Origin of the sequence: Actimicrobium sp. CCC2.4 (assembly GCF_034347385.1) — a bacterium.
Classification (GTDB): Bacteria; Pseudomonadota; Gammaproteobacteria; order Burkholderiales; family Burkholderiaceae_D; genus Actimicrobium.
In genome coordinates, this window is sequence record NZ_CP133777.1 from 1,167,084 (window position 1) to 1,192,614 (window position 25,531).

Sequence of the window (25,531 nt, forward strand, 5' to 3'; positions counted from 1 at the left end):
GGAGCCGTGGGTTCGGTGTAGTTCGGGAGCGCTCAGGATACACCATTAGCGCCGGCCGGCAGGAGATTCCACGCCGCAGCCGGGCCGGCCGGTTGATCCGGCTCAGCGACCGGTGCGTTGATAGAGACGGAAACGTTCGTCACGGTCGGACGGTCGACGTCCTTCCCACAGCAACTTCCAGGGGACGCCATCACCGAACGGCTCGATGACCGCGTCTTTCTGATGCGGCCGGTTACTGTCCTGGAGCAGCAAAAAATCGCAGTCGGCGCCATTGAACGGCGCGAAATTGACCTTGCCGAAATACGCGAACGTGGCGCGTTGCGTCGGGCCGACATTGGTATCGACACATTGGTTCGCTTTTGGCAGGCTCTGCGCAATCTGCTGCGCGACGCCGGCGTAGCTCTTGCCGTAATCAAGCCACGGCAGCCACAGCGTCATCAGCAACAGCCAGCACAGGATCACGCCGGCGGTCGACAGAACCACGGCGCGCCACAGCACCGAGGGCCGGCGTGAAATACGCCAGTGCACCACCGCGATCCAGCCCGCCGTAGCCAGTGCCGCGACGGCAAAGGCCACAAAGTTGAATTCCGGCTTGAAACCGGGCGCGAGTTTGAAGGCGTTGCGCGCCAGTTGCGCCGGCCAGCCGGTTTGCTTGGCGATCCAGCCGACCCAGATGAATGCCGCCGAGGTCGACAGCGTCATCACGGCGAACCAGTCCACCGCATTGATGGCGCCGCGCTTCATCGTCGGCAAGCCGAATGCGGCCAGAATCGCCAGTGGTGGCAGCAGTGGCAGCAAGTTGCCTTCGATGTGGTGCGGATTGAGCAGCACCAGTACCACGATGATCAGGACCGCAGTCAGCGGCAACAGGATGTGCAGCGCGCCGCGCTGTTTGCGCCAGGCATACACGGCCCAGCCTGCGAAGGGCCAGGCCGGCCAGGCAAACCAGATGGTGTAGCGGAAAAAGTATTTCAGTCCATCGACCGTCGGCAGCGCCAGCTGGTCGAGGTTCCAGCTCATCCATGCCGAAGCGGGCGAGCCCTCATAGGGTTGCACCAGGTTGGCTAATAGGATCCAGCTCGCACCGACGAGCAGCGCCAGTGGCAGTGTCAGGGTCAGCAGCCATCGCAGCAGTGCGCGCTGACGCCAGCCGGCCAGCAGCGTGAAACCGATGAACAGGCCGGCCGGCATGACCCAGCCGCGTGTCAGCGCGAGCAAGCCAAGTGCCAATCCCGTCACCAGTGCCGTGCGCAGTGAGGGCCGGTTGGACAGGCGGGCGACCGCATACAGCGTGGTTCCCATTAAAGCGACGTACAGTGCTTCGGCGCTGGTTTCATGGCTATGCACCAGCAAGCCAAGGCAACCCAGATAAATCAGCAGCGCGCCGTCGGCCAGCGTGCGACCGTAATCGCGTGGTTCCGGCTGACCACCGAAGGCCAGTTGCAGCGGTTGGGTTTCGGGACGGCGTCCGAGCAGATACGTGGTTTGCCAGACCGATACCGATCCCAGCAGAAAGAAGCCGACCGTGGCAACGCGCGCCGCCAGCGCATCGCCGAGCAACCAGCCGAACAGCTTGATGCAGAGCGCGCCCAGCCAGAACGCCAGCGGGCCTTTTTCAGGCATCGCCAGACCGACAATATTGGGCCAGAGCCAGTCAGCGATGCCGCCATGCGCCATGGTCCACATGATGCCGAAGCCGGCCGCATCGTCGGTCTTCCACGGATCGCGCCCGATCAGGCCGGGCAGGATGTAGAGGATGCAAAGGGCAAACAGTGCCAGGCGCGGAAGCGCTAGCGTGGCGGAGGCGGGGAGGCGGACGGGCTTCATTAAGGCGGGCAATGGGCATGGAGCCGAAGAGTTGATCGGCGTTATTGTGCAGTAAAAGGGGGTGTCATATTTAGCATCCAACAAAAAAGGCAGCCGAAGCTGCCTTTTTGTCGTGCCGGGATAAATTTAGTCCTGGGCGATCTGGGTGCGCGAACCAACCACACCGAATTTCTTGCGGAACTTGTCCACGCGGCCAGCCGTGTCGACGATCTTGTGCTTGCCGGTGTAGAAAGGATGCGATTCCGACGAGACTTCGATTTTTACCAATGGGTATTGCTTGCCTTCGAACTCAGCCATTTCACGGGTCTGAACGGTCGAACGGGTGATGAATTTGAAGTCGCATGACAGGTCGTGGACCAGTACTTCGCGATAATTCGGGTGAATGCCTGCTTTCATTTGGAGCCTCGGTAGTTGAATTTTGGTAGCCAATCGCCACTTCGTCGGTCGTTCTGCTTCTTGACCCGATTGATGATCACTTGCCGTTTAATGGAGCGCGGATTGTACAAGACAAATGCGCCCAGAAGTGCCGGGAAAACAGAAAAGCTTGCTTCCCGGTGTTTCTTTTTATGAATTCCCGCGTCGCATCATGTCGAAGAATTCGGCGTTGTTCTTGGTCGCCTTCATCTTGTCGAGGATGAATTCCATCGCTTCGATTTCATCCATGCTGTAAAGCAGTTTGCGCAGCACCCAGATTTTTTGTAGCTGGTCCGGCTTGATCAGCAATTCTTCGCGACGGGTGCCGGACTTGTTGAGGTTGATGGCGGGGTAGACGCGCTTCTCGGCCAGGCGGCGTTCGAGGTGCACTTCCATGTTGCCGGTACCCTTGAATTCTTCAAAGATCACGTCATCCATGCGGCTGCCGGTTTCGATCAGGGCGGTTGCGATGATGGTCAGCGAACCGCCTTCTTCGATATTGCGGGCCGCGCCGAAGAAGCGTTTCGGACGTTGCAGCGCATTGGCATCGACACCACCGGTGAGCACTTTGCCCGAGGCCGGAATGACGGTGTTGTAGGCACGGGCCAGGCGGGTGATCGAGTCGAGCAGAATCACGACGTCTTTTTTCATTTCGACCAGGCGCTTGGCTTTTTCAAGGACCATTTCGGCGACTTGCACGTGGCGGGTGGCTGGCTCGTCGAAGGTCGAGGCGACCACTTCGCCGCGCACCGAACGCTGCATCTCGGTGACTTCTTCCGGCCGTTCGTCGATCAGCAGGACGATCAGCGTGCAGTCAGGATGGTTCGCGGTAATCGCGTGCGCCATGTGCTGCAGGATGACCGATTTGCCGGACTTCGGCGACGCCACCAGCAAGCCGCGCTGGCCTTTGCCGATCGGTGCGATCAGATCGATGATGCGGCCGGTGATGTTTTCCTGGCCATTCATTTCACGCTCGAGTCGCAGCGGCTGGTTCGGGTGCAATGGCGTCAGGTTTTCAAACAGGATGCGGTGCTTCGAGGCTTCCGGCGATTCGCCGTTGACCTTGTCGACTTTGACGAGTGCAAAGTAGCGTTCGCCATCCTTCGGGGTGCGGACTTCACCTTCGATCGAATCGCCGGTGTGCAGATTAAAGCGGCGGATTTGCGAAGGCGAGATATAGATGTCGTCGGTCGATGCCATGTAGCTGGCGTCGGGCGAGCGCAGGAAGCCGAAGCCGTCAGGCAGCACTTCGAGGGCGCCATCGCCGAAAATTTGTTCACCGGTCTTTGCGCGCTTCTTGAGGATCGCAAACATCAGTTCCTGTTTGCGCAAGCGGGCGGCGTTGTCGATGTCGAGGCCGATGGCCATTTCGAGCAGGGCGGATACGTGAAGCGCCTTGAGTTCTGATAAGTGCATGGTCATTAGTAAAGTTGAGTGTCCCGTGACGGGAAATAGAGGTGGGGGAGTGGACTGCGTGGCGAAAATTAACGGGTAGTGCGACGAGGCAGGCGCTTCGTCGCGCTCGGTCTTAGATGTTGCTTTCGATGAATGAAGTCAACTGGCCTTTGGCCATGGCGCCGACTTTTTGTGCCGCTGGGACACCGTTCTTGAACAGGATCAGTGTCGGGATACCGCGAATGCCGAACTTGGCCGGGATAGCCTGGTTGCTGTCGACATCCATCTTGGCGATCAGCAGTTTGCCGTTGTATTCCTTGGCAATCTCTTCCAGGATAGGGGCGATCGATTTGCAGGGACCGCACCACTCGGCCCAGAAGTCGACCAGAACTGGCTGATCGGATTTCAGGACGTCGATTTCAAAGGACGCGTCGGTAATGTGCTTGATGTTTTCGCTCATGATTTCCTCGAATGAGGGATTAAGTGATTCAGTACTGAACCAGGGGTGAATCAACGTCGCAGCTCCATCGCCAGCTTTCCTGACGTTTCCTGACTTTTTCGTACGTGCCACGACGCTGCCGCAACTACAGGCCAGAGATGGTGATCACGGAATGAAAATCAAGGGAACGTGCAGGTGGGAGGAAATTCCTGCGACTAAAAAGTCTGGAAACTATAACCGATTTTTATCGGCTGCGGGTTAGCGGGAAACGCGACGCCAAACGGCTGTCGGACCAAGTGCATAAAAGGGATGAGGACCGGACGTGATCATGGCACCATGCCTGATCGTTTTTCCGGACACTGATGCCATGTTGTTATTCCCTTGCCTGATCGCGCCGTCGGCGCAGTTCTGGACCGACGCGGCAGACCACCTGCTCGTGTTTTTGCGTGACCGGCCGGCCCCCGGCGGTATCGCCGATTTTTCATCATCCCGGGTGCTGGTGCCGACCTTCGAGCAAGCGCGCCGCCTCAAGCTGGCACTGGCCACGGCCGTCGGGTCGGCCTTCGTGCCGCCTGTCATCACGACCTTGTCATCATGGCTGGCATTGCAGGTGCCGGCCGATAACGTGGCGGGTGACAGCGAACGCTTGATGGCGCTGTATGCCGAACTGCGCCAGCATGCGTGGCTCAAAAAGCTCTTTAGCGCACGCCGCAATACCGACTTGCTGCCGCTGGCGCAGACGCTGCTGGCGCTGTCGGATGAACTGACGCTGAGCCTGTTGCCGGCGATGCGCGTGTTTCCGCAGGAATCCGAACAACGCTGGCAGGCTGCGCTCGATCAATTGTCACCGGCGGCACGCGAGCTGCTGTCCGACGAGAGCCAGCTGGTCTGGACCATCTGGCGCACCCAGCTCGACCAGCGCGACGCCAATGCCAGCCGCCTCGAGCACTTGCTGCAGCTGGCTGCACGCGGCGCGCAGTCGCTGGTCTGGATCTCGCCGGTCGAAGCCGATCCGTTCGAGCAGGCATTCCTGTCGGCTTATGCAGAACGCCATGACGTGCTGCCGATCTGCCTGGATTGGCGCGCCGCAGCGCTGGCACCGGTGTGCGTCACGGCGTGGCCGGAGCTGGTTGATGGCAGCGCTGCGGTGGACGCTCCCGCTGCACTGGAACGTATCGCGCTGTTCCCTGCATGCAGTCTTGAGGACGAAGCAGTGCGCGGTGCGCAAACCGTGCTCGACTGGATCGCCGCCGGCCATGCCCGCATTGCCATCATCGCGCAGGACCGCGTGATTGCACGGCGCTTGCGGGCGCTGCTGGAACGCGCCGAGGTGTTCGTCGCCGACGAGACCGGCTGGAAATTATCGACTACCCGTGCTGCCTCGGCGCTGGCGGCCTTATTCGATGTCGTCACCTCGCGCGCCGAAACCGGTGCGCTGCTGGACTTGCTTAAATCTCCGTTCATCACGGTCGCGCCCGCCAGTGTGATGACCATCGAACTGGCGCTGCGACGGGCCAATGTCACCGGTGGCTGGGAGGCGGCAGCACTGGCGCTGAAGGCGCTGCCGGCCGAGCACCAGTTGCTGCTGCGCCTGCGCGAACAGGCCGGCCGTTTCCAGCGCAACTGTAGCCTCGGCGACTGGCTGGCGACCACGCGCGAGGTACTCGATGCGCTGGGCATGCAGACAGCCTTGTCGAGCGATAGCGCCGGCGAACAATTGATGGCATTGCTGGACCGGATCGCGCTGGAATGCAGCGGGCTGGGCCAGCCGTTTTCGTTTGCCGAATGGCGCGCCTTCGTCGGCCTGCAATGCGAGTCGGCTGCCTACGAGGTGTCCGAGTCCGACCAGCGGGTCGTGATGTTGCCGTTAAACGGCGCGCGCTTGCGCTCCTTCGATGCAGTGCTGGTGGTCGGTATCGATGCCGGCCATTTGCCGTCGCAACCACCGGAGACACTGTTCTTCGCCAATGCGGTGCGGCGCGAACTGGGCCTGGCCACGCGTGAAATCCGTCAGCGCCAGCAATTGCGCGACCTGACCGAATTGCTCTCGAGCGGCAGCACCATCGTGCTGTCGTGGCAGGCCACCGTCGATGGCGAGCCCAATACCGTCAGCCCGTGGATAGAGCGCTTGCAGCTGACCTTGCTGCGCGCCGGCTTGCCGGTGCTGCCAGAGCACCGCAGCGACATCGCGGTTCAAGAGCTGCAGCCCGCGCTGGCGACAATGCCGGCTCCTGCGGCACCAGCACTGCTGCCCGCCAAACTATCAGCCAGCGCTTACAACAGCCTGATCGCCTGCCCGTACCAGTTTTTTGCGACCCGGATGCTGGGGCTTAATGCCATCGACGAGCTTTCCGACCTGCCGGAAAAACGCGATTACGGCGACTGGCTGCACCAGATCCTGGCGCAGTACCACGCCACTGTCAGTGCCGGACAAGTCCCGCTGGCGCAGCGCGCAGCCTTGCTGGCCAGCGTGTCAGAGCAGATATTCCGGCAGGAACTGGCACGCAACGCGGCGGCCCTCGGCTATTACGTGCGCTGGCAAAAAGTCATGCCGGCGTATTTGCACTGGGCCGCCGAACGCGAAGAGCAGGGCTGGCAATTCGTCATCGGCGAGCAGCAAATGGAGCGCGAGCTGTGCTGGCCAGGCGGCGCGATCCGGCTGCATGGCCGGGTTGACCGGATCGATGAACATGCCGATGGCACGCGCGCCGTGCTCGACTACAAGACCAAGGCCGTGCAGGGCTTGCGCGACCGCTTCAAGCAGACCGAAGACCATCAGCTGCCGTTTTACGGCCTGCTGGCGGACGCCCGCATGAGCGCCGGTCACTACGTCGCACTCGAACTCACCGGCAGCAAGACCGGCGACGTCGCCGCCCCCGATTACGCCCTTTGGCAAGACACCCTGGAGCATCGCATCATCGAACAAATGCACGCCATTTCCACCGGGGCCGCCTTGCCGGCCAACGGCATCGACACCGTTTGCCAGTATTGCGACGTGCGCGGCCTGTGCCGCAAGGGAGCCTGGGCATGAACCTGCCACGCGCCTACACCATCAACGATGCCGAAGCCTCGACCGAGGCCTTTATCGCGGCGGCCTGCGATCCGCGTCACTCGGTCGTCGTCGAAGCCTGCGCCGGCAGCGGCAAGACCTGGCTGCTGGTGGCGCGCATGTTGCGCCTGCTGCTGGCCGGTACCGCACCATCCGAAATGCTGGCCATCACCTTCACCCGCAAGGCCGCGCAGGAAATGCGCGACCGCCTGATCCAGCTGCTGCGTGAGCTGGCGCTGGCCCCCGACGAGACGGTGCGCACGCTGCTGCGCGAGCGCGGCATCGCGGCGTCCGAACTGAATGTGCTGATGCCGGTCGCGCGTGGCCTCTACGAAAAAGTCCTGGCCAGTCCGCAAGCGCTATCGATCGACACCTTTCACAGCTGGTTTGCCAAGCTGATCCGGCTGGCACCGCTGGCGTCGGGCGTGCCGCACGGCTACAGCCTGACCGCCGCCACCGGCGCGCTGGCGCTGGACGCCTACAGTCGCTTCATGCAGGTGCTCAATGAAGACGGCCAGTCCGAGGTCCGGCAAGCCTTGCAGCACTTGTATGAACTGGTCGGCGACTGGAATGCGAAGAAGCTGCTCGATGCGTTTGTCGGCAAGCGCGCCGAGTGGTGGGCCGCTTCACAGACCGGATTGCAGACCGGATTGCCGCTCGACACGCTGGCCGAGCTATGCGGCGACGATGGCGTGACGGATGCCCGCCTGAGCTTGTGGAGCGACACGGCGCTGATGCAGCGCCTGCAGACGATGGCATGGCTGCTCGGGCAGGGTGCCAAGCGCAATCAGGAGCGCGCGGTGGCAATCGAGTCGGCGCTCACCGCCGGTGCCAGCCTCGACGGTTTCCAGCAATTGTTCCTGCAGTTCATGGATGACAAGGGCAAGGTGCGCGGCAATGACCACCGGCGCGGCAAGCTGCTGGCGGCCAACGAGGTCAACCTCGGCGACAACAGCGCCGACAGTTTCGAGACCGGATTCGCTACCCTCGCCGCGGCGCTGATGCAGCTGCAACGGCGCAGTAGCGAGACCACGGTGCTGGCGCTCAATGCCGCCTTGTTCACGGTGGGCGCGGCGTATCTCGCCGTCTATCAGGCGGTCAAGGCCGAGCAGCGCGTGTTCGATTTTGCCGATCTCGAATGGCAGGCTTACCGCTTGCTCGGCAATGAGGAGCATGCAGCGTATCTGCAAAGCCGGCTCGATTCGCGCTACCGGCACATTTTGCTGGACGAATTCCAGGACACCAATCCGCTGCAATGGAGCATCGTGCGCGCGTGGCTGGCGGCCTATGGCGACGACAGCGCGGCACCCAGCGTCTTCATCGTCGGCGATCCGAAGCAATCGATTTACCGGTTCCGTCGCGCCGAGCCGCGCGTGTTCCTCGCTGCGCGCGCGATGCTGGCCGCGCAGGGCGCCGCGATCCTGCAAACCAACCAGACCCGACGCAATGCGCCTGCCCTGATCGAACTGCTCAATGACAGCTTCGGTCCGAATCCGATTTTTTCGGCACAGACGACGCTGTCGGCGCGTCCCGGCATGATCTGGCGCTTGCCGCTGGTGGTGCAGCCGGCAAGCACCATCGCCGCGCCCGCCGGTCTGGTGCTGCGCGACCCGCTGGTGACGCCGCTGGAAGAAGACGAGGATGCGCGCCGTCTCGATGAAGGTCGCGCAGTGGCGGTGGCGATCCGGCGTGCGCGGCTGGAACTGGCCGCCTGCAATGGCACGTTGCCGCGCTGGTCCGACATAATGTTGCTGGTCAAGAAGCGCGCCCATCTCGGTGCCTATGAAACCGCGCTGCGCGAAGCCGGGATTCCGTTCGCGTCCGACAAGCGCGGCGGCTTGCTGGAGTCGCTTGAGATCGCCGACCTGATCGCCTTGCTGACTTTCCTGATCACGCCCGGCGACAACCGCGCGCTGGCGCACGTGCTTAAATCCCCTATCATCGGTGCCGCCGACACCGACCTGATCCGCCTCGCGCAGCACGACGGCGCTAGTTGGTGGCAGCGTCTGCTCGCGCTCGAGGACGTCTTGCCCGACGCCACCATGCAATTGCAGCACTGGCTGATGATCGCGCCCGGCTTGCCGGTGCATGACCTGCTTGACCGCATCCTGCACGAAGGCCAGTTGGTGGCGCGCTATGCGGCATCGGTGCCGGCGCTGCTGCGCGGGCAGGTAATCGGTAACCTCGAAGCCTTCACGGCGCTGGCGCTGAATCTCGATGCCGGCCGTTATCCGAGCCTGCCGAAATTTATTGATGCGTTGCGGGCCTTGCAAAATGCCGCGCACAACGACGCGCCCGACGAAGCCGATATCGACGCCGCGCTCGACGCGGTGCGCATCCTCACCATCCACAGCGCCAAAGGATTGGAAGCCGACATCGTCGTGCTGCTCGATGCCAATCACAGCGAACCGGCGCGCGACGATGCCGGCATCCTGTGCGAATGGCCGCAGGACGCGGCTGCACCCACCCATTTTTCGGCATTCGGACGGGTTGCCGAACGCGGTGCCGCGCGCGATGCCTTGTTCGCCGACGAAGACCGTTTTCGCGCGCAGGAAGACTGGAACCTGCTGTATGTCGCGATGACGCGCGCGCGGCAATGCCTGATCGTCAGCGGTGTGGCCGGCAAGCGCAATGCGCAGGCCGACGGCACGGTAGATGGCAGCTGGTATGCGCGCTTGCTGGACGCGCCGGAAATGCTGCTCGAGGCCGAGCCGTCCGGTGACGCCGACAGCATCGAGTCCGACTTTCACTGGCCGGTGTTCAATCCGGCGGTGATGCCACCGGCAGCGGTCCCGGACGTGGCTGATAGCACGCCGGAAATCGATGAAGGCATCGCCTTACATGGCTTACTGGAGCGGCTCACGCAGCATCGCGACGGCGTGTTGCCGGTGCCGGATGCCGGTGTTATCGCGCGCTGGCTGGACTGCTCGCCGGCTTGCGCGGGTGTCGTGCGCGCGCAGGCACTGACCATCCTCGCGGCACCCGGGCTGAGCCGGTTTTTTGATCCGAACCAGATCGTGTTTGCCCACAATGAAATTGAATTGCTGCACGACGGCGAACTGCTGCGCTTCGACCGGCTGGTGCAATTGCCGGATGCGTTGTGGATACTCGATTACAAGCGTCGCTTGCTGGCCAGCGAACGGGCCGACTATGCGGCGCAACTGGCGCGTTACCGGCGTGCGGCGCTGGCGGTGTATGCCGGCCAACCGATACGCACGGCATTGATCCTGGTCGACGGGTCATTCCACGAGTTCGCCACGTAATCCGGGCGCGATCTGACGTAATCGGTTGACGCCGGTTACGCCGCAAAATATAGTGCCGCATGATTCCAGATTTCAGTCACCTCTCAGCAAAAGTCAGCCAGCTCGCCGAGCTGGTTATTTCTTTGCGCAACGAAAACATCGCCTTGCAAAAATACGCTGTCAGCCTCGCCGTCGACAAGGCAGACCTGACCCGGCGCATGCAGGAAGCCCATGATCGCGTCGCCGCCCTGATGGACCGGTTGCCTGCCGAACCGGAAATTGAAGCCAAAGATGTCGAGGAATCCCCATGATCCAGTTGCCAGTGACGATGATGGGACAAGCCTACACGCTGATGTGCAAGGAAGGCGAAGAAGGCGCGCTGCAGGCCGCCGTCGACTATCTCGACAAGCGCATGTGCGCGATCCGTGATGGCGGAAAAATCAAGGGTAACGACCGTATCGCCGTGATGGTCGCGCTCGGCATTGCTGCCGAACTGCTATCAACAAAAGCGCCTGCCGGTCCGCTGTCGGAACTCTCGATGGCCGAAGTCCAGCAGCAGATCCAGCACATGCACACGGTGCTCGATCAGGCTCTGACGCCACAGGAAAACCTCTTCTGAAATGCGGTCTTTCGGCCCTCTGAAACAGGCCAAAAAAACAGCCAAAAGGGTTTGACAGCAGGATCGATCAGAGTAGACTTTGACCTCCCTGCAGTGCTCGCGATTGCCATATATTCCTAGAACCATTTATGTGCATCGGCCGCGGAATATTGTTTGGTGGGTGTGCACGTCGCTAGTCCGATGAGCCCGATATTGAACTGACTGCAGCCACCTTGAACCGGTTGGTTCGGGATGCCGGCAAAGCGGCACCAGCGGGGATTTTTTAGTGGAGCGGTTGCATGAAAATGCAGCCGTTTTTTTTCGCCTTGTTTATTTTCTCCGTTTTTTTGGACCCTCCCGATGTCCTTTTGGCTCATGAAGTCCGAACCCACCGAAGTCAGCATCGACGATGTACTGGCCGCCCCCGATCAGACCATGCCGTGGTTTGGCATTCGCAATTACCAGTCGCGTAATTTCATGCGCGACGCCATGCGGGTCGGCGATGGCGTGCTGTTCTATCACTCCAGCTGCGCGGCACCCGGCATCGTCGGACTGGCTGAAGTGGCCAGCACGTCGTATCCGGATTTCACCCAGTTCGAACCGCGCAGCCATTATTTCGATCCGAAAGCCACGCCCGAAAATCCGCGCTGGATGATGGTCGATATCCGCGCGTTGCGTGCCGTGCCGCTGGTGCCGCTATCGGCGCTGCGGGCGGCCGAGGAACTGGCCGACATGCAGGTACTCAAGCGCGGCAACCGGCTGTCGATATCGCGTGTCGAAGCGGCCGACTGGCGCTGGATCAACCAGCACCTGATTGCGCCTGCCTGATCGATCCGCTGTCCGTCTTCCTGTCACCGTAAGCCAGATTCAATCACCCGCAGGAGCATCCCGATGGACCCTAGCCTGATCATTGCTTTTCTTGTCCTCGGCAGCGCCGTGGGTTTTGCTGCCGGCCTGCTCGGCATTGGTGGCGGCATGTTGCTGGTGCCATTTATCACGGCGTTGCTGACCTACAAGGACTTCCCGAAAGAGCTCATCATCCACGTGGCCATCGCCACGTCGCTGGCCACCATCATGTTCACGTCGGTGTCGTCAGTGGTTGCGCATCACCGCCGTGGCGCGGTGCGCTGGGACATCGTCAAGCTGCTTGCACCGGGCATACTGATCGGTTCATGGGTCGGTCCGTGGATAGGCCAGCAAATGAACTCGGCCACGCTGGCGATGTTCTTCGCAGTGTTCGTCACCTTTTCTGCGGCCCAGATGCTGTTCGATAAAAAGCCCTCCGGCACGCGCGGCTTGCCGGGCAATGCCGGCATGTTTGCGGCTGGTGGCGGCATTGGCGTGCTGGCCGGCCTGGTTGGTGCCGGCGGTGGATTTGTCTCGGTACCGTTCATGACCTGGTGTCAGGTCAAGATCCACAATGCGGTAGCCACCAGTGCCGCGCTCGGTTTTCCGATTGCGCTGGCGGGGACTTTGTCGAATATCTATTTCGGCTTGTCGATCCCGGACCTGCCGTCCGGTTCGCTGGGCTACATCTATTTGCCGGCATTGCTGGTGATCTCGATGGCCAGCGTGCTGACGGCTCCGCTGGGCGCGAAGGCGGCGCATGCATTGCCTGTCAAGACGCTGAAAAAGATTTTTGCGGTGATGCTGTTTTTGCTGGCGGGGTATATGTTTTACAAGGCGTTTTCATAGGGTGCAATAAGCGCAGGGCAGTGCACCGGATGTACCTCAGCCGAACCGCTCGCGCAGTACATTCTTCTGCACTTTGCTCATCGCATTACGCGGCAACTCGTCGACGAAATGCACCTGCTTCGGCACCTTGAAATTGGCAATGCTGGCCTTCATCGCTGCAATCACGCCCGCAGCAGTCAACGTCGCGGCCTTGCTGGCGACGATGACCGCCACGACGGCTTCACCGAAGTCCGGATGCGGCACGCCGATGACAGCCGATTCCTCGACACCATCGAGCTCATCGAGAAAAGATTCGATCTCTTTCGGATAGATGTTGTAGCCGCCGGAAATGATCAGGTCCTTGCTGCGACCGACGATGCTCAGGTAGCCGCGCTCGTCGAAACAGCCGACGTCACCGGTGATGAAATAGCCGTCCGCCGTAAATTCCTGCGCGGTCTTCTCCGGCATCTGCCAGTAGCCCTTGAAGACGTTCGGACCGCGCACTTCGATGGCACCGATCGCGCCGCTCGCGCAGGGATGCCCGTGCTCATCAACGACCCGCAGCGCGATGCCCGGTAATGGCAAGCCTACTGTCCCGCCGATGCGCGCGCCATCGTACGGATTCGAAGTCATCATCGCCGTTTCGCTCATGCCGTAGCGTTCGAGGATGGTCTGGCCGGTGCGTGCGATGAAATTGTCGAAGGTATCGAGCAGCAGCGGTGCCGAGCCGGACACGAACAGCCGGATCGAGGCACAGGCGTTGTGATCGAATGCCGGATCAGCCAGCAGGCGCACATAAAAGGTCGGCACGCCCATGAAGACGGTCGCGTGCGGCAGTTGCCGGATCACGGTCGCGCTGTCAAAGCGCGGCAGGAAAATCATCTTGCTGCCATTGAGCAGCGCACCGTGGCAGGCCACGAACAAGCCATGGATATGGAATAGCGGCAGCGCATGCAGCAGCACGTCACCGGCTTGCCAGTGCCAGTACTGCTGCAGCACTTGCGCATTGGTCGCGAGGTTGCGGTGCGTGAGCATCGCGCCCTTGCTGCGTCCGGTAGTGCCGGACGTGTACAGCAGTGCGGCCAGATCGTCGTCGGTGACGGCGACGGTCTCGAAGAAGTCCGGCTGCACGGCAGCGCGTTCCAGCAGCGAGCCCTGGCGCTGGTCATCAAGCGTGAGAACCTGGCGCGTACCGGCAGCGAACGCCAGTTTCGAGATCCAGCCAAATGCCGACGGTGCGCACACCAGCAAGGCCGGTGTCGCATCGTTGAGGAAATAGTCGATTTCGGCCGCGCGGTAGGCGGTATTGAGCGGCACGAACACGAAGCCGGCGCGCAAGGTGGCCAGGTACAGAATCAGTGCTTCGGGCGACTTCTCGATCTGGGCGGCGATGCGCGAACCGGCCGGCAGCGCGAGGCTGGCAAGCAGGTTGGCCATGCGCCCGCTGGCGTGGTCGATGTCATCCCACGAATACTGCAGGCCGTCGTGGGTTTCGATGCAGCAGGTGCGGCGATCGGCCGGAAAATTGGCCGCGAATAGGGCGTACAGGTTGCTCATCAGGAGGCGACTTTCTGGCTGCGGTAAGCGATCACAAGTAACACGATGCCCAGCACGATCATGGGCACCGACAACATCTGTCCGGCCGAGATCGTCACCGGTCCGAGCGGGACCAGATAATCGGGTGTGCGGAAGTATTCCGTGAAGAAGCGGGCGCAGCCGTAGCCCAGCGCGAACAGGCCGCTGACCGCCATGCGCGGTCGTGCCTTGCGCGCATACAGCCACAGCACGATGAACAGCAGCAGGCCATCAACCAGCGCCTGATAGAGCGGCGACGGATGGCGCGGCAGGTTATCGACATTCGGCCAGATCATCGCCCACGGCAGCGACGCATCGGCGATACGGCCAGGCAGTTCAGCGTTAATGAAATTGCCGATGCGGCCAAACGCGTAACCCAGCGGCACCAGCGGCGCAATGAAATCCATCACATCCATCAGATGGCGGCCGCGCCGGCGACTCCAGATCGCCATTGCCAGCAGCACGCCAAGAAAGCCGCCGTGGAAGGACATGCCGCCTTTCCAGACCATGAAGATCTCGAGCGGATTGCTGAAATAAAAGGCAGGGTTATAAAACAGGACTTCGCCAAGCCGGCCACCAATGACGACACCAAGCACGCCATAAAACAGCATGTCATCGAGGTCTTCTTTTTTCCAGCCCATCACGGCAATGTGGGCCTGCTTGATGCGCAGCCGGCCGAGCAGGATGAATTGGGCAAAGGCGGCCAGATACATCAGTCCGTACCAGCGAATTGCCAGCGGGCCAAGGTGGATGGCAATCGGGTCCGGCATCGGATGGATCAGCATGAGAGATTTTGCATCAGGTTTTCTTTCGCAATAAGTCGAGGAAGGCGTGCAGTACCGGCGAGTGATTGTCGCGTCGCCAGGCCAGCCCGGTGTCGACCAGCGGGGTCTTGCCGCGCAAGGTTTTGTATTCGACGCCGGGGCGCTTCAGATTGGAAACGGATTGTGGCACAAGTGCGATGCCCATACCCGCAGAAACCAGCCCGACGATGGTTTGCATCTGGATCGCTTCCTGGCCGATATGCGGCGTAAGGCCGGCAGCGCGGAAGGTGGCGAGGATGGCATCGTGGAAGGCCGGGGCGATGCGGCGCGGGAAGATGATCAGCGGTAGTCCGGCCACTGCCTTGAGTGAGACGGCGGTGCTGCCGGCCAGTGCCTTGATGCCCCTCGGTGCAGCCAGGATCAGCGGCTCCGACAGCACGCGCAAATAGGCCAGTTCGGTGGCGGATTTTTCGGGCAGCGGGGCGATCAGCAGGCCGACATCGATACGGTTCTGGGCCAGGTCATCGAGCTGGATGTCGGTGGTGGCTTCGCGCAGTTCGATATGCACTTGCGGATAGTGTTCGCGAAATTCGCGCAGGAACGGCGGCAGCACGCTGTAGTCGGCGGTCGAGACGAAGGCCAGCACCAGTCGTCCCGATTCGCCCGACGCGGCCAGCCGCACCAGTTCCGGCAGCGCATGCGCCTGCGCCAGCAAGCGGCGCGCTTCGGTCAGCAGCGCGCTGCCGGCCGGGGTCAGCGCAACGCTGCGGTTGGTGCGGGCGAACAGCCGGTGGCCCAGTCCGGCTTCGAGCGCTTGTATTGTTTGCGATAACGGTGGCTGCGTCATGTGCAGTCGCGCGGCGGCGCGGCCGAAGTGGAGTTCTTCGGCCACCGTCACAAAATATCGTAGCTGACGCAGTTCGATGGTCATGGATTCCGGGGATCTCCGATTAGGTCGGGATTCGTCTCAATCCCGCGTGAATCATATATTTGACAGCCTGCAGCACGCAAGGCAATGTAGCGCTTTTATTCGCTTCCGGAGACTTCCATGGCATTCAATCGCCGCTCGAAAAATATCACCCAGGGCGTCTCGCGCAGCCCGAACCGTTCGATGTATTACGCCATGGGCTACGAGAAGGCCGACTTCGACAAGCCGATGATCGGCATCGCCAACGGTCACTCGACCATCACGCCGTGCAATTCGGGTCTGCAGAAGCTGGCCGACATCGCGATTTCGACGATCAAGGAAGCCGGCGGTAATCCGCAAGTATTCGGCACGCCGACGATTTCAGATGGCATGTCGATGGGCACCGAAGGGATGAAGTACTCGCTGATTTCACGCGAAGTCATCGCCGATTGCATCGAGACTGCCGTCAATGGCCAGTGGCTCGATGGCTGCCTCGTCATCGGCGGTTGCGACAAGAACATGCCGGGCGGGATGATCGCGATGGCGCGCACCAATGTGCCGAGCATCTATGTCTACGGCGGCACGATCAAGCCGGGCAACTGGAAGGGCAAGGACCTGACCATCGTCTCGGCGTTCGAGGCCGTCGGCGAGTTTTCGGCCGGTCGCATGTCGCAGGAAGATTTTGATGGCATCGAGCGCAATGCCTGCCCGTCGTCGGGTTCATGCGGCGGCATGTACACCGCCAACACGATGTCGTCGTCGTTCGAAGCAATGGGCATGTCGCTGATGTATTCATCGACGATGGCCAATCCGGACGATGAAAAAACCGGCTCCTGCGCCGAGTCCGCCCGGGTACTGATCGAAGCCGTCAAGAAAGACCTGAAGCCGCGCGACATCATCACCCGCAAGTCGATCGAAAATGCCGTGTCGCTGATCATGGCTACCGGTGGATCGACCAACGCGGTGCTGCATTTCCTGGCGATTGCCCATGCTGCCGAAGTCGAATGGACGCTTGATGATTTCGAAGCCGTGCGTTTGCGCGTGCCGGTCATCTGCGACCTCAAACCTTCCGGTAAATATGTCGCGACCGACCTGCACAAGGCCGGCGGGATTCCACAGGTGCTCAAGTTGCTGCTCAATGCAGGCTTGCTGCACGGCGACTGTATGACCATTACCGGTCGCACCATGGCCGAGGAACTGGCTGCGCTGCCGGACGTGCCGCGCGCCGACCAGCACGTGATCCACACCATCGAGACCGCGCTGTACAAGCAAGGCCATCTGGCCATCCTGAAAGGCAACCTGTCACCTGAAGGTTGCGTGGCCAAGATCACCGGCCTGAAGAACCCGGTCATCACCGGACCGGCACGGGTATTCGACGATGAATACACGGCGATGGATGCGATCCTGGCTGACGAGATCAAGCCGGGCGATGTGCTGGTGATGCGCTACCTCGGACCAAAGGGCGGACCGGGCATGCCGGAAATGCTGGCGCCGACGGCGGCGCTGATCGGCAAGGGCCTCGGTGAAACGGTGGGCCTGATTACCGACGGCCGTTTTTCGGGCGGGACATGGGGGATGGTGGTGGGTCACGTGTCACCGGAAGCTTTCCTGGGTGGCACGATTGCGCTGGTGCAGGAGGGCGACTCGGTCACCATCGATGCACGTCAGTTGCTGATCCAGCTCAATGTCGCTGACGACGAAATCGCTCGCCGTCGTGCCTTGTGGACAGCGCCGGCACCGCGTTACACGCGTGGCGTGCTGGCCAAGTTTGCCAGACTGGCGTCGTCTGCCAGCAAGGGGGCGGTGACTGACTGATGGGTTTCCGGCGAAGATAAACGGACTGCATGTGACGAAACGGATTACCGGCGGGGTGGTTTTTTCTCGAAGGTTTTTCTGACACGTTCTTCACGAATGCGATCCATGTCGTCGTGAGCCTTGCGCTTGTCGAGCCCGAAAATGGGTTCGATAAATTCGAACCAGATGAAGGCGACGCCGAACAAGCCTGCGATCCACCACCAGGACAAGTTGGCGACGGGGCCGAGTTCAAAGTAGCGCAGCAGGCCCAGAACAACGATGAGTATGATGATCGGCATTGCGATTCCCCTTTCTTGCAGGATATTGTGTATGGAAGTAACGGTCAATCACAGCGGTCAACGATCCCTGGCGGCGACCGTTAATTTGTCACAACTTCGCTGCGCAGGCATTCCCGTAATCCACGGTAGAATCGGTCGCTAGCCTTTAGGGAGATCGCAATGAAACAATACCTGCTCGTCGGTGTGGCCCTGAGTGCACTATGGTCGAATGGAGCACTGGCCAATGCCGATCTGGCCAAGTCAAAGAATTGCATGGCATGCCATGCAGTGGCCAACAAGGTGGTTGGTCCCGGATTCAAGGATGTGGCAGCCAAATATGCCGGACAAAAAGATGCGGAAGACAAGCTGACGCAAAAAGTCCTCAAAGGTGGCGGTGGTAACTGGGGTGCGGTACCGATGCCAGCCAATGCCCAGGTCAGCGAGGCCGAAGCGCGTACCTTGGTCAAATGGATACTGACGCTGAAATAAGCGTCGCACAGTAAAAAAAGCCGCCGGGTTTATCGACCCGGCGGCTTTTTTCATGGGTGCGACAGGTTTAGCGACCGATGCCGAACGGCGCGTACTGGACCGGTACCCAGCCATAGCCCTTACCCTCGCTGCGCAACTGGCCTATGCCAGGAAAAGGCAGATGCGCACCCGCGACATAAGTTTGCTTGCTGACCGCTTCGTCGAAGATTTTTTTGCGTGCCGGCACAGCCTTGCTGCTGTCGTTGTCAAAACCAATGGCGATCGCAGGACGCGGGAATTGCACCGCATAGCTGTGGATCAGGTCGCCCAGAATCAGCAGGGTCTGGTCCTTGGAGGTGACTTGATAGCTGGTGTGGCCGGGCGTGTGTCCCGGTGTTGCTATTGGCGTGATGCCGGCTACGAGGGTCTCGCCGCTGGTGAACGGCTTGAACTTGCCGGCATCGATGTAGGGCTGGACCGATTCGCGGGCCATCTTGAAAAAGCCTTGCGCCTCTTTCGGGGCTTTTGCAGCGATTGCCGCATCCAGCCAGAAATCTGCGTCGGCCTTGGCCGGACGCACTGTTGCATTTGGATAGGCCAGCTTGCCATCGGCATCGAGCAGTCCGCAGGCATGGTCCGGGTGTAGATGGGTGATGACGATGGTATCGACTTGCGATGGCTCGTAGCCGGCGGCCTTCAGGTTGGCAGGCAAGCCACCGAGCGTCGGACCAAAGCATTTGGCCGCGCCGGTATCAACCAGGACCAGATTGCTGCCGGTATTGATCAGGTAGGCATTGACCGCTGTCTGGATCCCTTTCTTGTTGACGAACGAGCGTGCCAGCAAGGTCTGGATTTCTTTTGGTGTCGCATTTTTCAGCAGCGCCGTATCGAGTTCGATATAGCCGTCATACAGCGCCGTAACTTCAAAGTCGCCGACAGCCATCCGGTAGAAACCGGGTACCTGAGTCTTGACCTGGGCTGGTGCGACGGCCAGTGCGGCGGTCGGTGCCAGCAAGGTGCAGGTGGCCAGTCCGGCCAGGGCCAGCGTCAGGACGCTGCGTTTTGCAAAATGAAAAGTGGTTGATGCCATGGTGATCTCTTTGGTGGATGGATTGGCAGGTGTCTTGGTAAATTTTTTTACCAGTGGGCAGGATAGGTGATCGCGGTGATGTCTGCCGGCGATGCTGTCATTGCGTTATCGCCCCAGCGTCGGGAATTTGGCAAAGCCACTGTCGACCAGAATAAATTCGCCGGTGGTGCGGGCCGCGCCGTTGCAGAGCCAGTAACAGGCATCGGCGACATCGTCGGGCTGTATCGTCGATGCCAGCGGCGTGACCTTCTCGTAGTTTGTGCGCATCGCGTCATAGCGTTCGATACCCATGCCCTGCTGCAGCCAGGGTGTCTCGACCAGACCCGGCCCGACCGCATTGACCCGGATCGCCGGTGCCAGCGCGCGTGCCATGCCAAAGGTCATCGCATTGAGTGCGCCTTTCGATGCCATGTAGGCAAGGCAGGAGCCGCTACCCATCACCGACGCCACCGACGAGACGTTGACCACGCCAGCGCCCGGATGACGCTGCATCAGCGGTACGAAGGCACGGATCATCTGGTAGGCGCCGATCACGTTGACGGCATAGATGTCATGGAAGTCCTGCGCCGACAAACCATCCAGATCGGTGGCAGCGACAAACTTCGTTGTGCCGGCATTGTTGACCAGCGCATCGGTGCGCTGCCACTTCGCATCGACCGCTCCGGCCAGCGCGCGACAGTCGGCATCCAGCGAGACATCGGCCTGCATCACCAGCACGTCTGCACCGAGCGCGCGGCATTGTCCGGCGACGACATTGGCCGGTTCCGGATTGCGCGAAAAATTGATGACGACGTTGTAGCCGTTGCGGGCAAACAAGCGCGCGGTGGCGGCACCGATGCCGGACGATGATCCGGTAATGACTGCTACTTTTTTAGACATGACACCCTCAAGAAAAAAACAGACGAAAAAAAACGCCCCGATCTTGCGATCGCGGCGTCTTGTGCAGCAGGTCAGATAATTACTTCACGACAGCCAGTTGCAGGCGCTTGCCGCCTTTGTACGAGTACAAGGTCAGTGTGCCGTCCTTGATGTCGCCCTTGTCATCAAACACGATATTGCCGGTGACGCCTTTGTGCTGGATTTTTGCCAGGACAGGTGCGTACTTGGCTGGATCTGCCGAGCCGGCCTTGACCATTGCATCGACCATGGTCATCACCGAGTCATAGACGTACGGTGCATAAATCTGCACATCGACACCGAATTTTTTCTTGTAGGCAGCCTTGAAGTCTTCCATGCCTTTTTTCTGTGCATCTTCGACGCCGCCTGCTTCAGCGCAGACGACCTGGTTGTCGGCCATTGCATCGCCGGCCAGCGTGGCCAGTGCTTCGGTACAGATACCATCGCCACCCATGAACTTGGCGTTGATGCCCAGCTGTTTCATTTGACGCAGCATCGGACCGGCAACAGCGTCCATGCCGCCGAAGAACACGACGTCCGGATTTTTCGATTTGATCGAGGTCAGGATGGCATTGAAGTCAGTGGCTTTGTCGTTCGTGTACTGTGTCGCGACGATCTCTACACCGGAGGATTTGCCTTTGGCACCCTTGATGAATTCTTCGGCAACGCCCTGGCCGTAGGCAGTACGGTCATCGATGACCGCAACGCGTTTGGCTTTCAGCACTTGAACTGCATAGCGACCCAGTGTGCCACCGAGCTGGCCATCGTTGGCGACGACGCGGAAGGCGGTCTTGAAGCCTTGCTGCGTGTATTTAGGATTGGTCGCTGACGGCGAAATCTGTGGAATACCGGCTTCGTAGTAAATCTTCGAGGCAGGAATCGTGGTGCCGGAATTGAGGTGACCGATCACGCCATTGACCTTGGCATCGACCAGCTTCTGTGCAACCGCGGTACCTTGTTTCGGATCGGCTGCATCGTCTTCTGCCAGCAGTTCGAACTTGACCTTCTTGCCACCGATGACGACGCCTTTGGCGTTGAGTTCGTCGATTGCCATCTTGGCGCCGTTTTCATTGTCCTTGCCCAGATGGGCGATCGCGCCCGAGATGGGACCGACGTGACCGATCTTGACGATCTGTTCCTGGGCGGAAGCTGTCCCTGCGAATGCGAATGCCAACGCGGCGGCCAAGGGAATCATTTTTGTATTGAACTGCATTTATATACTCCTGAGGATTGAAAAAAAACAGCCTAGCTGCAACACTGCCATTCAGATTTCTGAACATGTAGAACTTACATGACAAAAACGTGATCGCATAGCGTTTTTCTGCGTTTTTTTAACCAATTGTTTAACTTTTATATGCCTAAAATTTACGCACTCGACAAAGTCGATCGCAAGCTGCTCAACCTGCTGCAAAAGGACAACCAGACCCCCACCCGCACGCTCGCCGAAAAGACCCATATTTCGCAGCCGACCTGCCTGCGCCGCCTGCGCGATCTGCGTGCGGCCGGCATCATCAATGCCGATGTGGCGCTGGTCGATCCGTTCGCGCTGGGCTATGGAATGCTGGCATTTCTTGAGATTTCACTGACCAATCAGTCGGACGAATGCATGCAGGAATTTGAAACCAGAATGGGCAAGGAAGCCGAAGTCATGCAGTGCTACTTCGTTTCGGGAGATTTTGATTATTTTCTGGTGGCGCATGTCATCGACATGGACGCCTATTACCAGTTTGTGCGGAGGGTGATTTCGGGGTCGGGCAATGTGCGGCATTTCCAGTCACGCTTTCCAATGAAACGCTCCAAATTTGTCACGCGCATCGCCTTTGATGAAAAGTCACTGGAAGTGCAGGTGCGCGCAAAAAAGTGAGATCGTCGCAAGGTGGGCGATTTTTTTTGCGCGCAAGGACCTGATCAGGCGTAGGTCAAGGTGGTATTCGGTGCTTATTCTTCGGCATAAAAAGCTACCGAAAGGTCCGTCACCGCAAGCGCCGGCCGAACCGCAGGATATGGTCCAGTCCTGCGTGTCATGCTGCCGTACTTCGCGTGCCGGTGGCACCGCGCCAATCACGTCGGCAATCGCCGCTGTATTCCGGCAGACGCACCATGCATTGCTTGTTGACTGCATAGCGCGACTGGCTGCAGTTGCGCAGCATCTGCCGGATCAATGTGCTCGTAGCGCAATGGTGCCAGCGGTTTTAAAACGCGACTTGCACGCCGCCGTTGATGGTGGCATCGCTTCGACCGCTGCGAACTTCGCCAACGACACCGTAGAACAGACGGGTGTGCTTGCCCTGCTGTAGAGAGCCGGACAGGTTGGCTTGCAGGAAAGTGCGTCCCACGTTTGGCGTGACAATTGTCATGTCGTCACCAGCGAGTTGCGCAGCCAAAACCGGCCGGATCAGGCTGCCGGCGTCTGCGCCAATCCCCACCGTGGTTTGCCATGTACTGACACCGGCTTGCGGCTCCCTGGCTGCTGCGGAGCCTGAGCAAAGAGCGGTCAAGCCTGTCATCACCCGCGTGCCGCGTGCATCATGTTTGGCAAGGCCGATTGCGCCTACGCTACCGCCGTCTTCAGTGTAGGCACTGCGGCGCACTTGCTGCCAAAGCGCGCGAACAAAGGGCTTGACGTCGATACCCGCGACGTTGGCTGCGCCTTGCAGTCCAAGTCCGAACATGGCATTGCGGCCGCGCGTATCACCGGACAGTGCCGCATTGCTCAAGACATCGGCACGGCGGGTACTGTAAAGACTGCGACCGAAACCGGCGACGCCGTCCAGCGTAACCTCACCCAGATTGTGATCGGCATAGACAAATGCCATGGTTTGATTGAGGGTGCCGGAGCCAGCGTTAGCCGACAGGTTGTCATGCGCCTGGGATATGCCGACTCCCAGCCGGCTGGTGTCGTTACGGAAGACGTCCACGCCCACGGTCAACTGAAGGCGGTCGGCCTTGAATCCGGAGGCTGCGTCATCCCCGGAGGTGCGGCTGCGACTACCGTTGAGGTCGGTCCACAGGGCTTTTTCGCGCGGTAGCGTCAATTGGCGTGCGATGCCAGCTTGCACTGCCTGGCCGACGGACGGTACGGCGGCCATGACGGCAGCGTGCACTTCGCCTGAAAGCGAGCGCATGACGCCATCAATGCGACCCGCTTCTACCGTGGTGACCGTCGCCGCCAGCAGCGTCTGCCTGGCAGTAGCGCCGTTGGCCTGGTCAGCATTGACAGCCCGATCGACCAGTGCGGCGGCGGCGACAGTATTGGTAGTGCCGCCGGCTGACTGGACTGTGGCGGCATAAGACACGGGCAAGATACGCAGGTCAAGCGAATGGGTAGCGTCGACATCGTAGAACAGCGCAATGCGGGTGCCTGCAGCCAGACCGTCGGGCTGCGCAAAATTAGCAAATCGACCTACGATTCCGCCGTCGGCAGTGATGATCCGGAAGCTCTCACCAATCTGGGGAACATAGGGTGTGTAAGCCACAGCGCCGGTAATTTTGGTGAGATTAACCATTAGCGTGCTACTGCCAATGATGAACTGGCTGTTGCTGCCAGTGACAAGCAGACGGGAGTAATTACCTGGCCCACTGGCGATGCCGGTGCCGTTGATGTCTTCTTGAAACGTGCTGCCGTTGGCCATCGTCACGGTTGATCCCGTGGTGAGGGTGCCGGGTGAATTACCCGGTGCCAGCGTACCGGCGACCGTGATCGGTGCCTGGATGGTGCCGGTTCCGCGCAGAGTGGCATCGGCATCAACTTGCACGAAAGTTGAATCGAGCAAGCTATTGGCACGTAACGTGCCAGCCTGCACGCAGGTGCCCTGGTTGAGCGTCGCCGCAGCAGCCATGTTGAGCGCACCTGCACCACTCTTGATGAAGCAGCCGAGCCCGCCGCCCGACGTCACGGTGCCGACCAGTAGCGTTGTCGTGTTGGCATCGGTAGCGATGGTGGTACCACCGGCAATGGTGAGTGCTTGAGCGAGTTGCTGATCGACCGTGGTGTGAAGTACGCCGCTATTGAGCGCAATGGCACCACTTCCAGCTGCATTTGCCGCACCAAGCTCGACGACACCCGCGTTGATTGCCATGCCACCGGTCATGCCGCTGTTATCGCCTAACAGCGCGAGTGTGCCGCTGCCGTTCTTCTGTAGCAGGCCATTGCCGCTGATTGGTCCGGATGCCGCGAGTGTGGTGCTGGTGGCGGTATCGAGGATGCCGGTGCCGACCAGGTTCACGCCGCGTGCCAACGTGAAGGAAGCACTGCTGTTCAGTGTTCCCTGGTTCATCGTGAGAGCGCCGGCGGTGTCACCAAGATGTTGATCTGATGCGACCGACAGCCTTGCATTATTAGTGACGACTGTGCCGCCGGTATGTGTATTGATGCCGGACAGTGTTTCAGTGCCGCCGGCTATGACCAGCGCGCCGCTACCCCCGATGCTTCCGGCGAATTCGCCAGCCGCGTTCGTGAGCGTCAGGGTCTGCCCACCGAGCACTACGGCGCCGGTGCCAGCCAGGCTGGTGATTGCCGCCCCCGCAGTTGTGGCGGAAACGTTCAGCGTACCGTTGACCAGTGTATTGGTTGAGTCACTGATGCTGCCGGTGCCAGCCAGAGCGAGCGTTGCACCACTATTGATTGTTGTCGCTCCGGTGAACGTGTTCACGCCGCTGAGTGAAACACGACCTCCCGTTCCCGTATTGGCAATTGTCAGGCTGCCCGGTGTGCTGGCAGAGGCATTCGAGAGCGCGCCGGAAATAGTCGTCTCGTTACCGTTTTGATTGAGGGTGCCGCCCGCTTGACCAATCGTAAAGTTTTGCGCGAGGGACGGCGTGCTGCTGGCCAGTGTCAGAGTGCCACCAGTAAAATTTGGCGTTGTCGTGGTCGCCAGCGACGTGGATGAATAACTACCAACGGCAGTATTGATCGGATTGCTGACCGGCACTCCCGGGTTAGACGGGTTTGCCAGCTGTTGCGACGTAATGGTAAAACCGCTTGACCGGATCACAGTGTCGATCGGGTTCCAATCCTGGGACGGTGAGGAGATCGGAATATAGGTAAAAGTGTAAGCGCCGGGCACCAGGTTCATGAATTGGGCACCTTGCCAAGTACTAATAACCCGGTTCGCTGTTCC

Annotated in this window: 21 protein-coding genes and 1 other RNA gene; 10 read left to right on the plus strand and 12 right to left on the minus strand. The window is 60.4% G+C overall.

The window, feature by feature from the left end; all coding sequences use genetic code 11:
• Positions 1-102: 102 nt before the first annotated feature.
• From RHM62_RS05430 to trxA, 4 genes are all read right to left on the minus strand, one after another.
• Complete coding sequence (locus RHM62_RS05430; RefSeq protein WP_322124534.1) at positions 103-1,827, minus strand: glycosyltransferase; 1,725 nt, start codon at positions 1,825-1,827, stop codon at positions 103-105.
• A 126-nt stretch (positions 1,828-1,953) separates the two neighbouring features.
• Positions 1,954-2,223: a type B 50S ribosomal protein L31 gene (locus RHM62_RS05435; protein ID WP_009667743.1), complete on the minus strand. Its 270-nt coding sequence runs from the start codon at positions 2,221-2,223 to the stop codon at positions 1,954-1,956.
• Positions 2,224-2,391: 168 nt separating this feature from the next.
• Entirely contained in the window at positions 2,392-3,657 is a 1,266-nt protein-coding gene (gene rho / locus RHM62_RS05440) for a transcription termination factor Rho (RefSeq protein WP_322124535.1), read from the minus strand.
• 112 nt (positions 3,658-3,769) lie between these two features.
• The gene (trxA, locus tag RHM62_RS05445; RefSeq protein ID WP_322124536.1) at positions 3,770-4,096 is read right to left on the minus strand and encodes a thioredoxin TrxA; all 327 of its coding nucleotides are present in this window, start codon (positions 4,094-4,096) and stop codon (positions 3,770-3,772) included.
• A 346-nt stretch (positions 4,097-4,442) separates the two neighbouring features.
• Here trxA and RHM62_RS05450 point away from each other — a divergent pair, with 346 nt between their 5' ends.
• The 7 genes from RHM62_RS05450 (at position 4,443) to RHM62_RS05480 (ending at position 12,659) form a co-directional block, all read left to right on the plus strand.
• Positions 4,443-7,106 carry a PD-(D/E)XK nuclease family protein gene (locus tag RHM62_RS05450; protein WP_322124537.1) on the plus strand — a complete coding sequence of 888 codons (2,664 nt, stop codon included), beginning with the start codon at positions 4,443-4,445 and terminating at the stop codon, positions 7,104-7,106.
• Positions 7,103-10,387, plus strand: coding sequence for a UvrD-helicase domain-containing protein (locus RHM62_RS05455; protein WP_322124538.1), 3,285 nt, complete (start codon positions 7,103-7,105; stop codon positions 10,385-10,387). Before RHM62_RS05450 ends, RHM62_RS05455 begins: the two co-directional genes overlap by 4 nt.
• A 59-nt stretch (positions 10,388-10,446) precedes the next feature.
• Entirely contained in the window at positions 10,447-10,677 is a 231-nt protein-coding gene (locus tag RHM62_RS05460; protein ID WP_322124539.1) for a DUF904 domain-containing protein, read from the plus strand.
• Complete coding sequence (locus tag RHM62_RS05465; RefSeq protein ID WP_322124540.1) at positions 10,674-10,985, plus strand: cell division protein ZapA; 312 nt, start codon at positions 10,674-10,676, stop codon at positions 10,983-10,985. The genes RHM62_RS05460 and RHM62_RS05465 overlap by 4 nt, the downstream gene beginning before the upstream one ends.
• An 82-nt stretch (positions 10,986-11,067) precedes the next feature.
• Positions 11,068-11,247, plus strand: a non-coding RNA gene (ssrS, locus tag RHM62_RS05470) — 6S RNA.
• A 77-nt stretch (positions 11,248-11,324) separates the two neighbouring features.
• Complete coding sequence (locus RHM62_RS05475; RefSeq protein WP_322124541.1) at positions 11,325-11,792, plus strand: EVE domain-containing protein; 468 nt, start codon at positions 11,325-11,327, stop codon at positions 11,790-11,792.
• Positions 11,793-11,855: 63 nt separating this feature from the next.
• Positions 11,856-12,659 carry a sulfite exporter TauE/SafE family protein gene (locus RHM62_RS05480; RefSeq protein WP_322124542.1) on the plus strand — a complete coding sequence of 268 codons (804 nt, stop codon included), beginning with the start codon at positions 11,856-11,858 and terminating at the stop codon, positions 12,657-12,659.
• A gap of 36 nt (positions 12,660-12,695) precedes the next feature.
• On the opposite strand, the gene RHM62_RS05485 is transcribed toward RHM62_RS05480, so the two are convergent.
• Genes RHM62_RS05485 through RHM62_RS05495 form a run of 3 tightly spaced genes read right to left on the minus strand, consistent with a single transcriptional unit; the run spans position 12,696 to position 15,908 of the window.
• Complete coding sequence (locus RHM62_RS05485) at positions 12,696-14,198, minus strand: malonyl-CoA synthase (protein ID WP_322125330.1); 1,503 nt, start codon at positions 14,196-14,198, stop codon at positions 12,696-12,698.
• A complete protein-coding gene (lgt, locus tag RHM62_RS05490; protein ID WP_322124543.1) occupies positions 14,195-14,998 on the minus strand; it encodes a prolipoprotein diacylglyceryl transferase in 804 nt (267 codons plus the stop codon). The genes RHM62_RS05485 and lgt overlap by 4 nt, the downstream gene beginning before the upstream one ends.
• Positions 14,999-15,011: 13 nt before the next feature.
• Positions 15,012-15,908, minus strand: a complete 897-nt coding sequence (locus tag RHM62_RS05495) for a LysR substrate-binding domain-containing protein (RefSeq protein ID WP_322124544.1) — start codon at positions 15,906-15,908, stop codon at positions 15,012-15,014.
• Between the two features lie 117 nt (positions 15,909-16,025).
• Here RHM62_RS05495 and ilvD point away from each other — a divergent pair, with 117 nt between their 5' ends.
• On the plus strand, positions 16,026-17,699 hold the full coding sequence (gene ilvD, locus RHM62_RS05500; protein ID WP_322124545.1) for a dihydroxy-acid dehydratase: 1,674 nt from the start codon (positions 16,026-16,028) through the stop codon (positions 17,697-17,699).
• A gap of 44 nt (positions 17,700-17,743) precedes the next feature.
• On the opposite strand, the gene RHM62_RS05505 is transcribed toward ilvD, so the two are convergent.
• A complete protein-coding gene (locus tag RHM62_RS05505; RefSeq protein ID WP_322124546.1) occupies positions 17,744-17,977 on the minus strand; it encodes a TIGR04438 family Trp-rich protein in 234 nt (77 codons plus the stop codon).
• A gap of 159 nt (positions 17,978-18,136) precedes the next feature.
• On the opposite strand from RHM62_RS05505, the gene RHM62_RS05510 reads away from it, so the two are divergent.
• Positions 18,137-18,445: a c-type cytochrome gene (locus tag RHM62_RS05510; protein WP_322124547.1), complete on the plus strand. Its 309-nt coding sequence runs from the start codon at positions 18,137-18,139 to the stop codon at positions 18,443-18,445.
• Between the two features lie 67 nt (positions 18,446-18,512).
• On the opposite strand, the gene RHM62_RS05515 is transcribed toward RHM62_RS05510, so the two are convergent.
• The 3 genes from RHM62_RS05515 to RHM62_RS05525 form a co-directional block, all read right to left on the minus strand.
• The gene (locus RHM62_RS05515) at positions 18,513-19,514 is read right to left on the minus strand and encodes an MBL fold metallo-hydrolase (protein ID WP_322124548.1); all 1,002 of its coding nucleotides are present in this window, start codon (positions 19,512-19,514) and stop codon (positions 18,513-18,515) included.
• Positions 19,515-19,619: 105 nt separating this feature from the next.
• Complete coding sequence (locus tag RHM62_RS05520) at positions 19,620-20,393, minus strand: SDR family oxidoreductase (RefSeq protein ID WP_322124549.1); 774 nt, start codon at positions 20,391-20,393, stop codon at positions 19,620-19,622.
• Positions 20,394-20,472: 79 nt separating this feature from the next.
• Positions 20,473-21,624 (minus strand): branched-chain amino acid ABC transporter substrate-binding protein, encoded by a 1,152-nt coding sequence (locus RHM62_RS05525; protein WP_322124550.1) that lies wholly within the window; start codon positions 21,622-21,624, stop codon positions 20,473-20,475.
• Between the two features lie 141 nt (positions 21,625-21,765).
• Here RHM62_RS05525 and RHM62_RS05530 point away from each other — a divergent pair, with 141 nt between their 5' ends.
• On the plus strand, positions 21,766-22,275 hold the full coding sequence (locus RHM62_RS05530) for an Lrp/AsnC family transcriptional regulator (RefSeq protein ID WP_009666750.1): 510 nt from the start codon (positions 21,766-21,768) through the stop codon (positions 22,273-22,275).
• A gap of 328 nt (positions 22,276-22,603) precedes the next feature.
• Here RHM62_RS05530 and RHM62_RS05535 read toward each other — a convergent pair whose 3' ends face one another.
• Positions 22,604-25,486, minus strand: a complete 2,883-nt coding sequence (locus RHM62_RS05535; RefSeq protein WP_322124551.1) for an autotransporter outer membrane beta-barrel domain-containing protein — start codon at positions 25,484-25,486, stop codon at positions 22,604-22,606.
• Positions 25,487-25,531 lie beyond the last annotated feature (45 nt).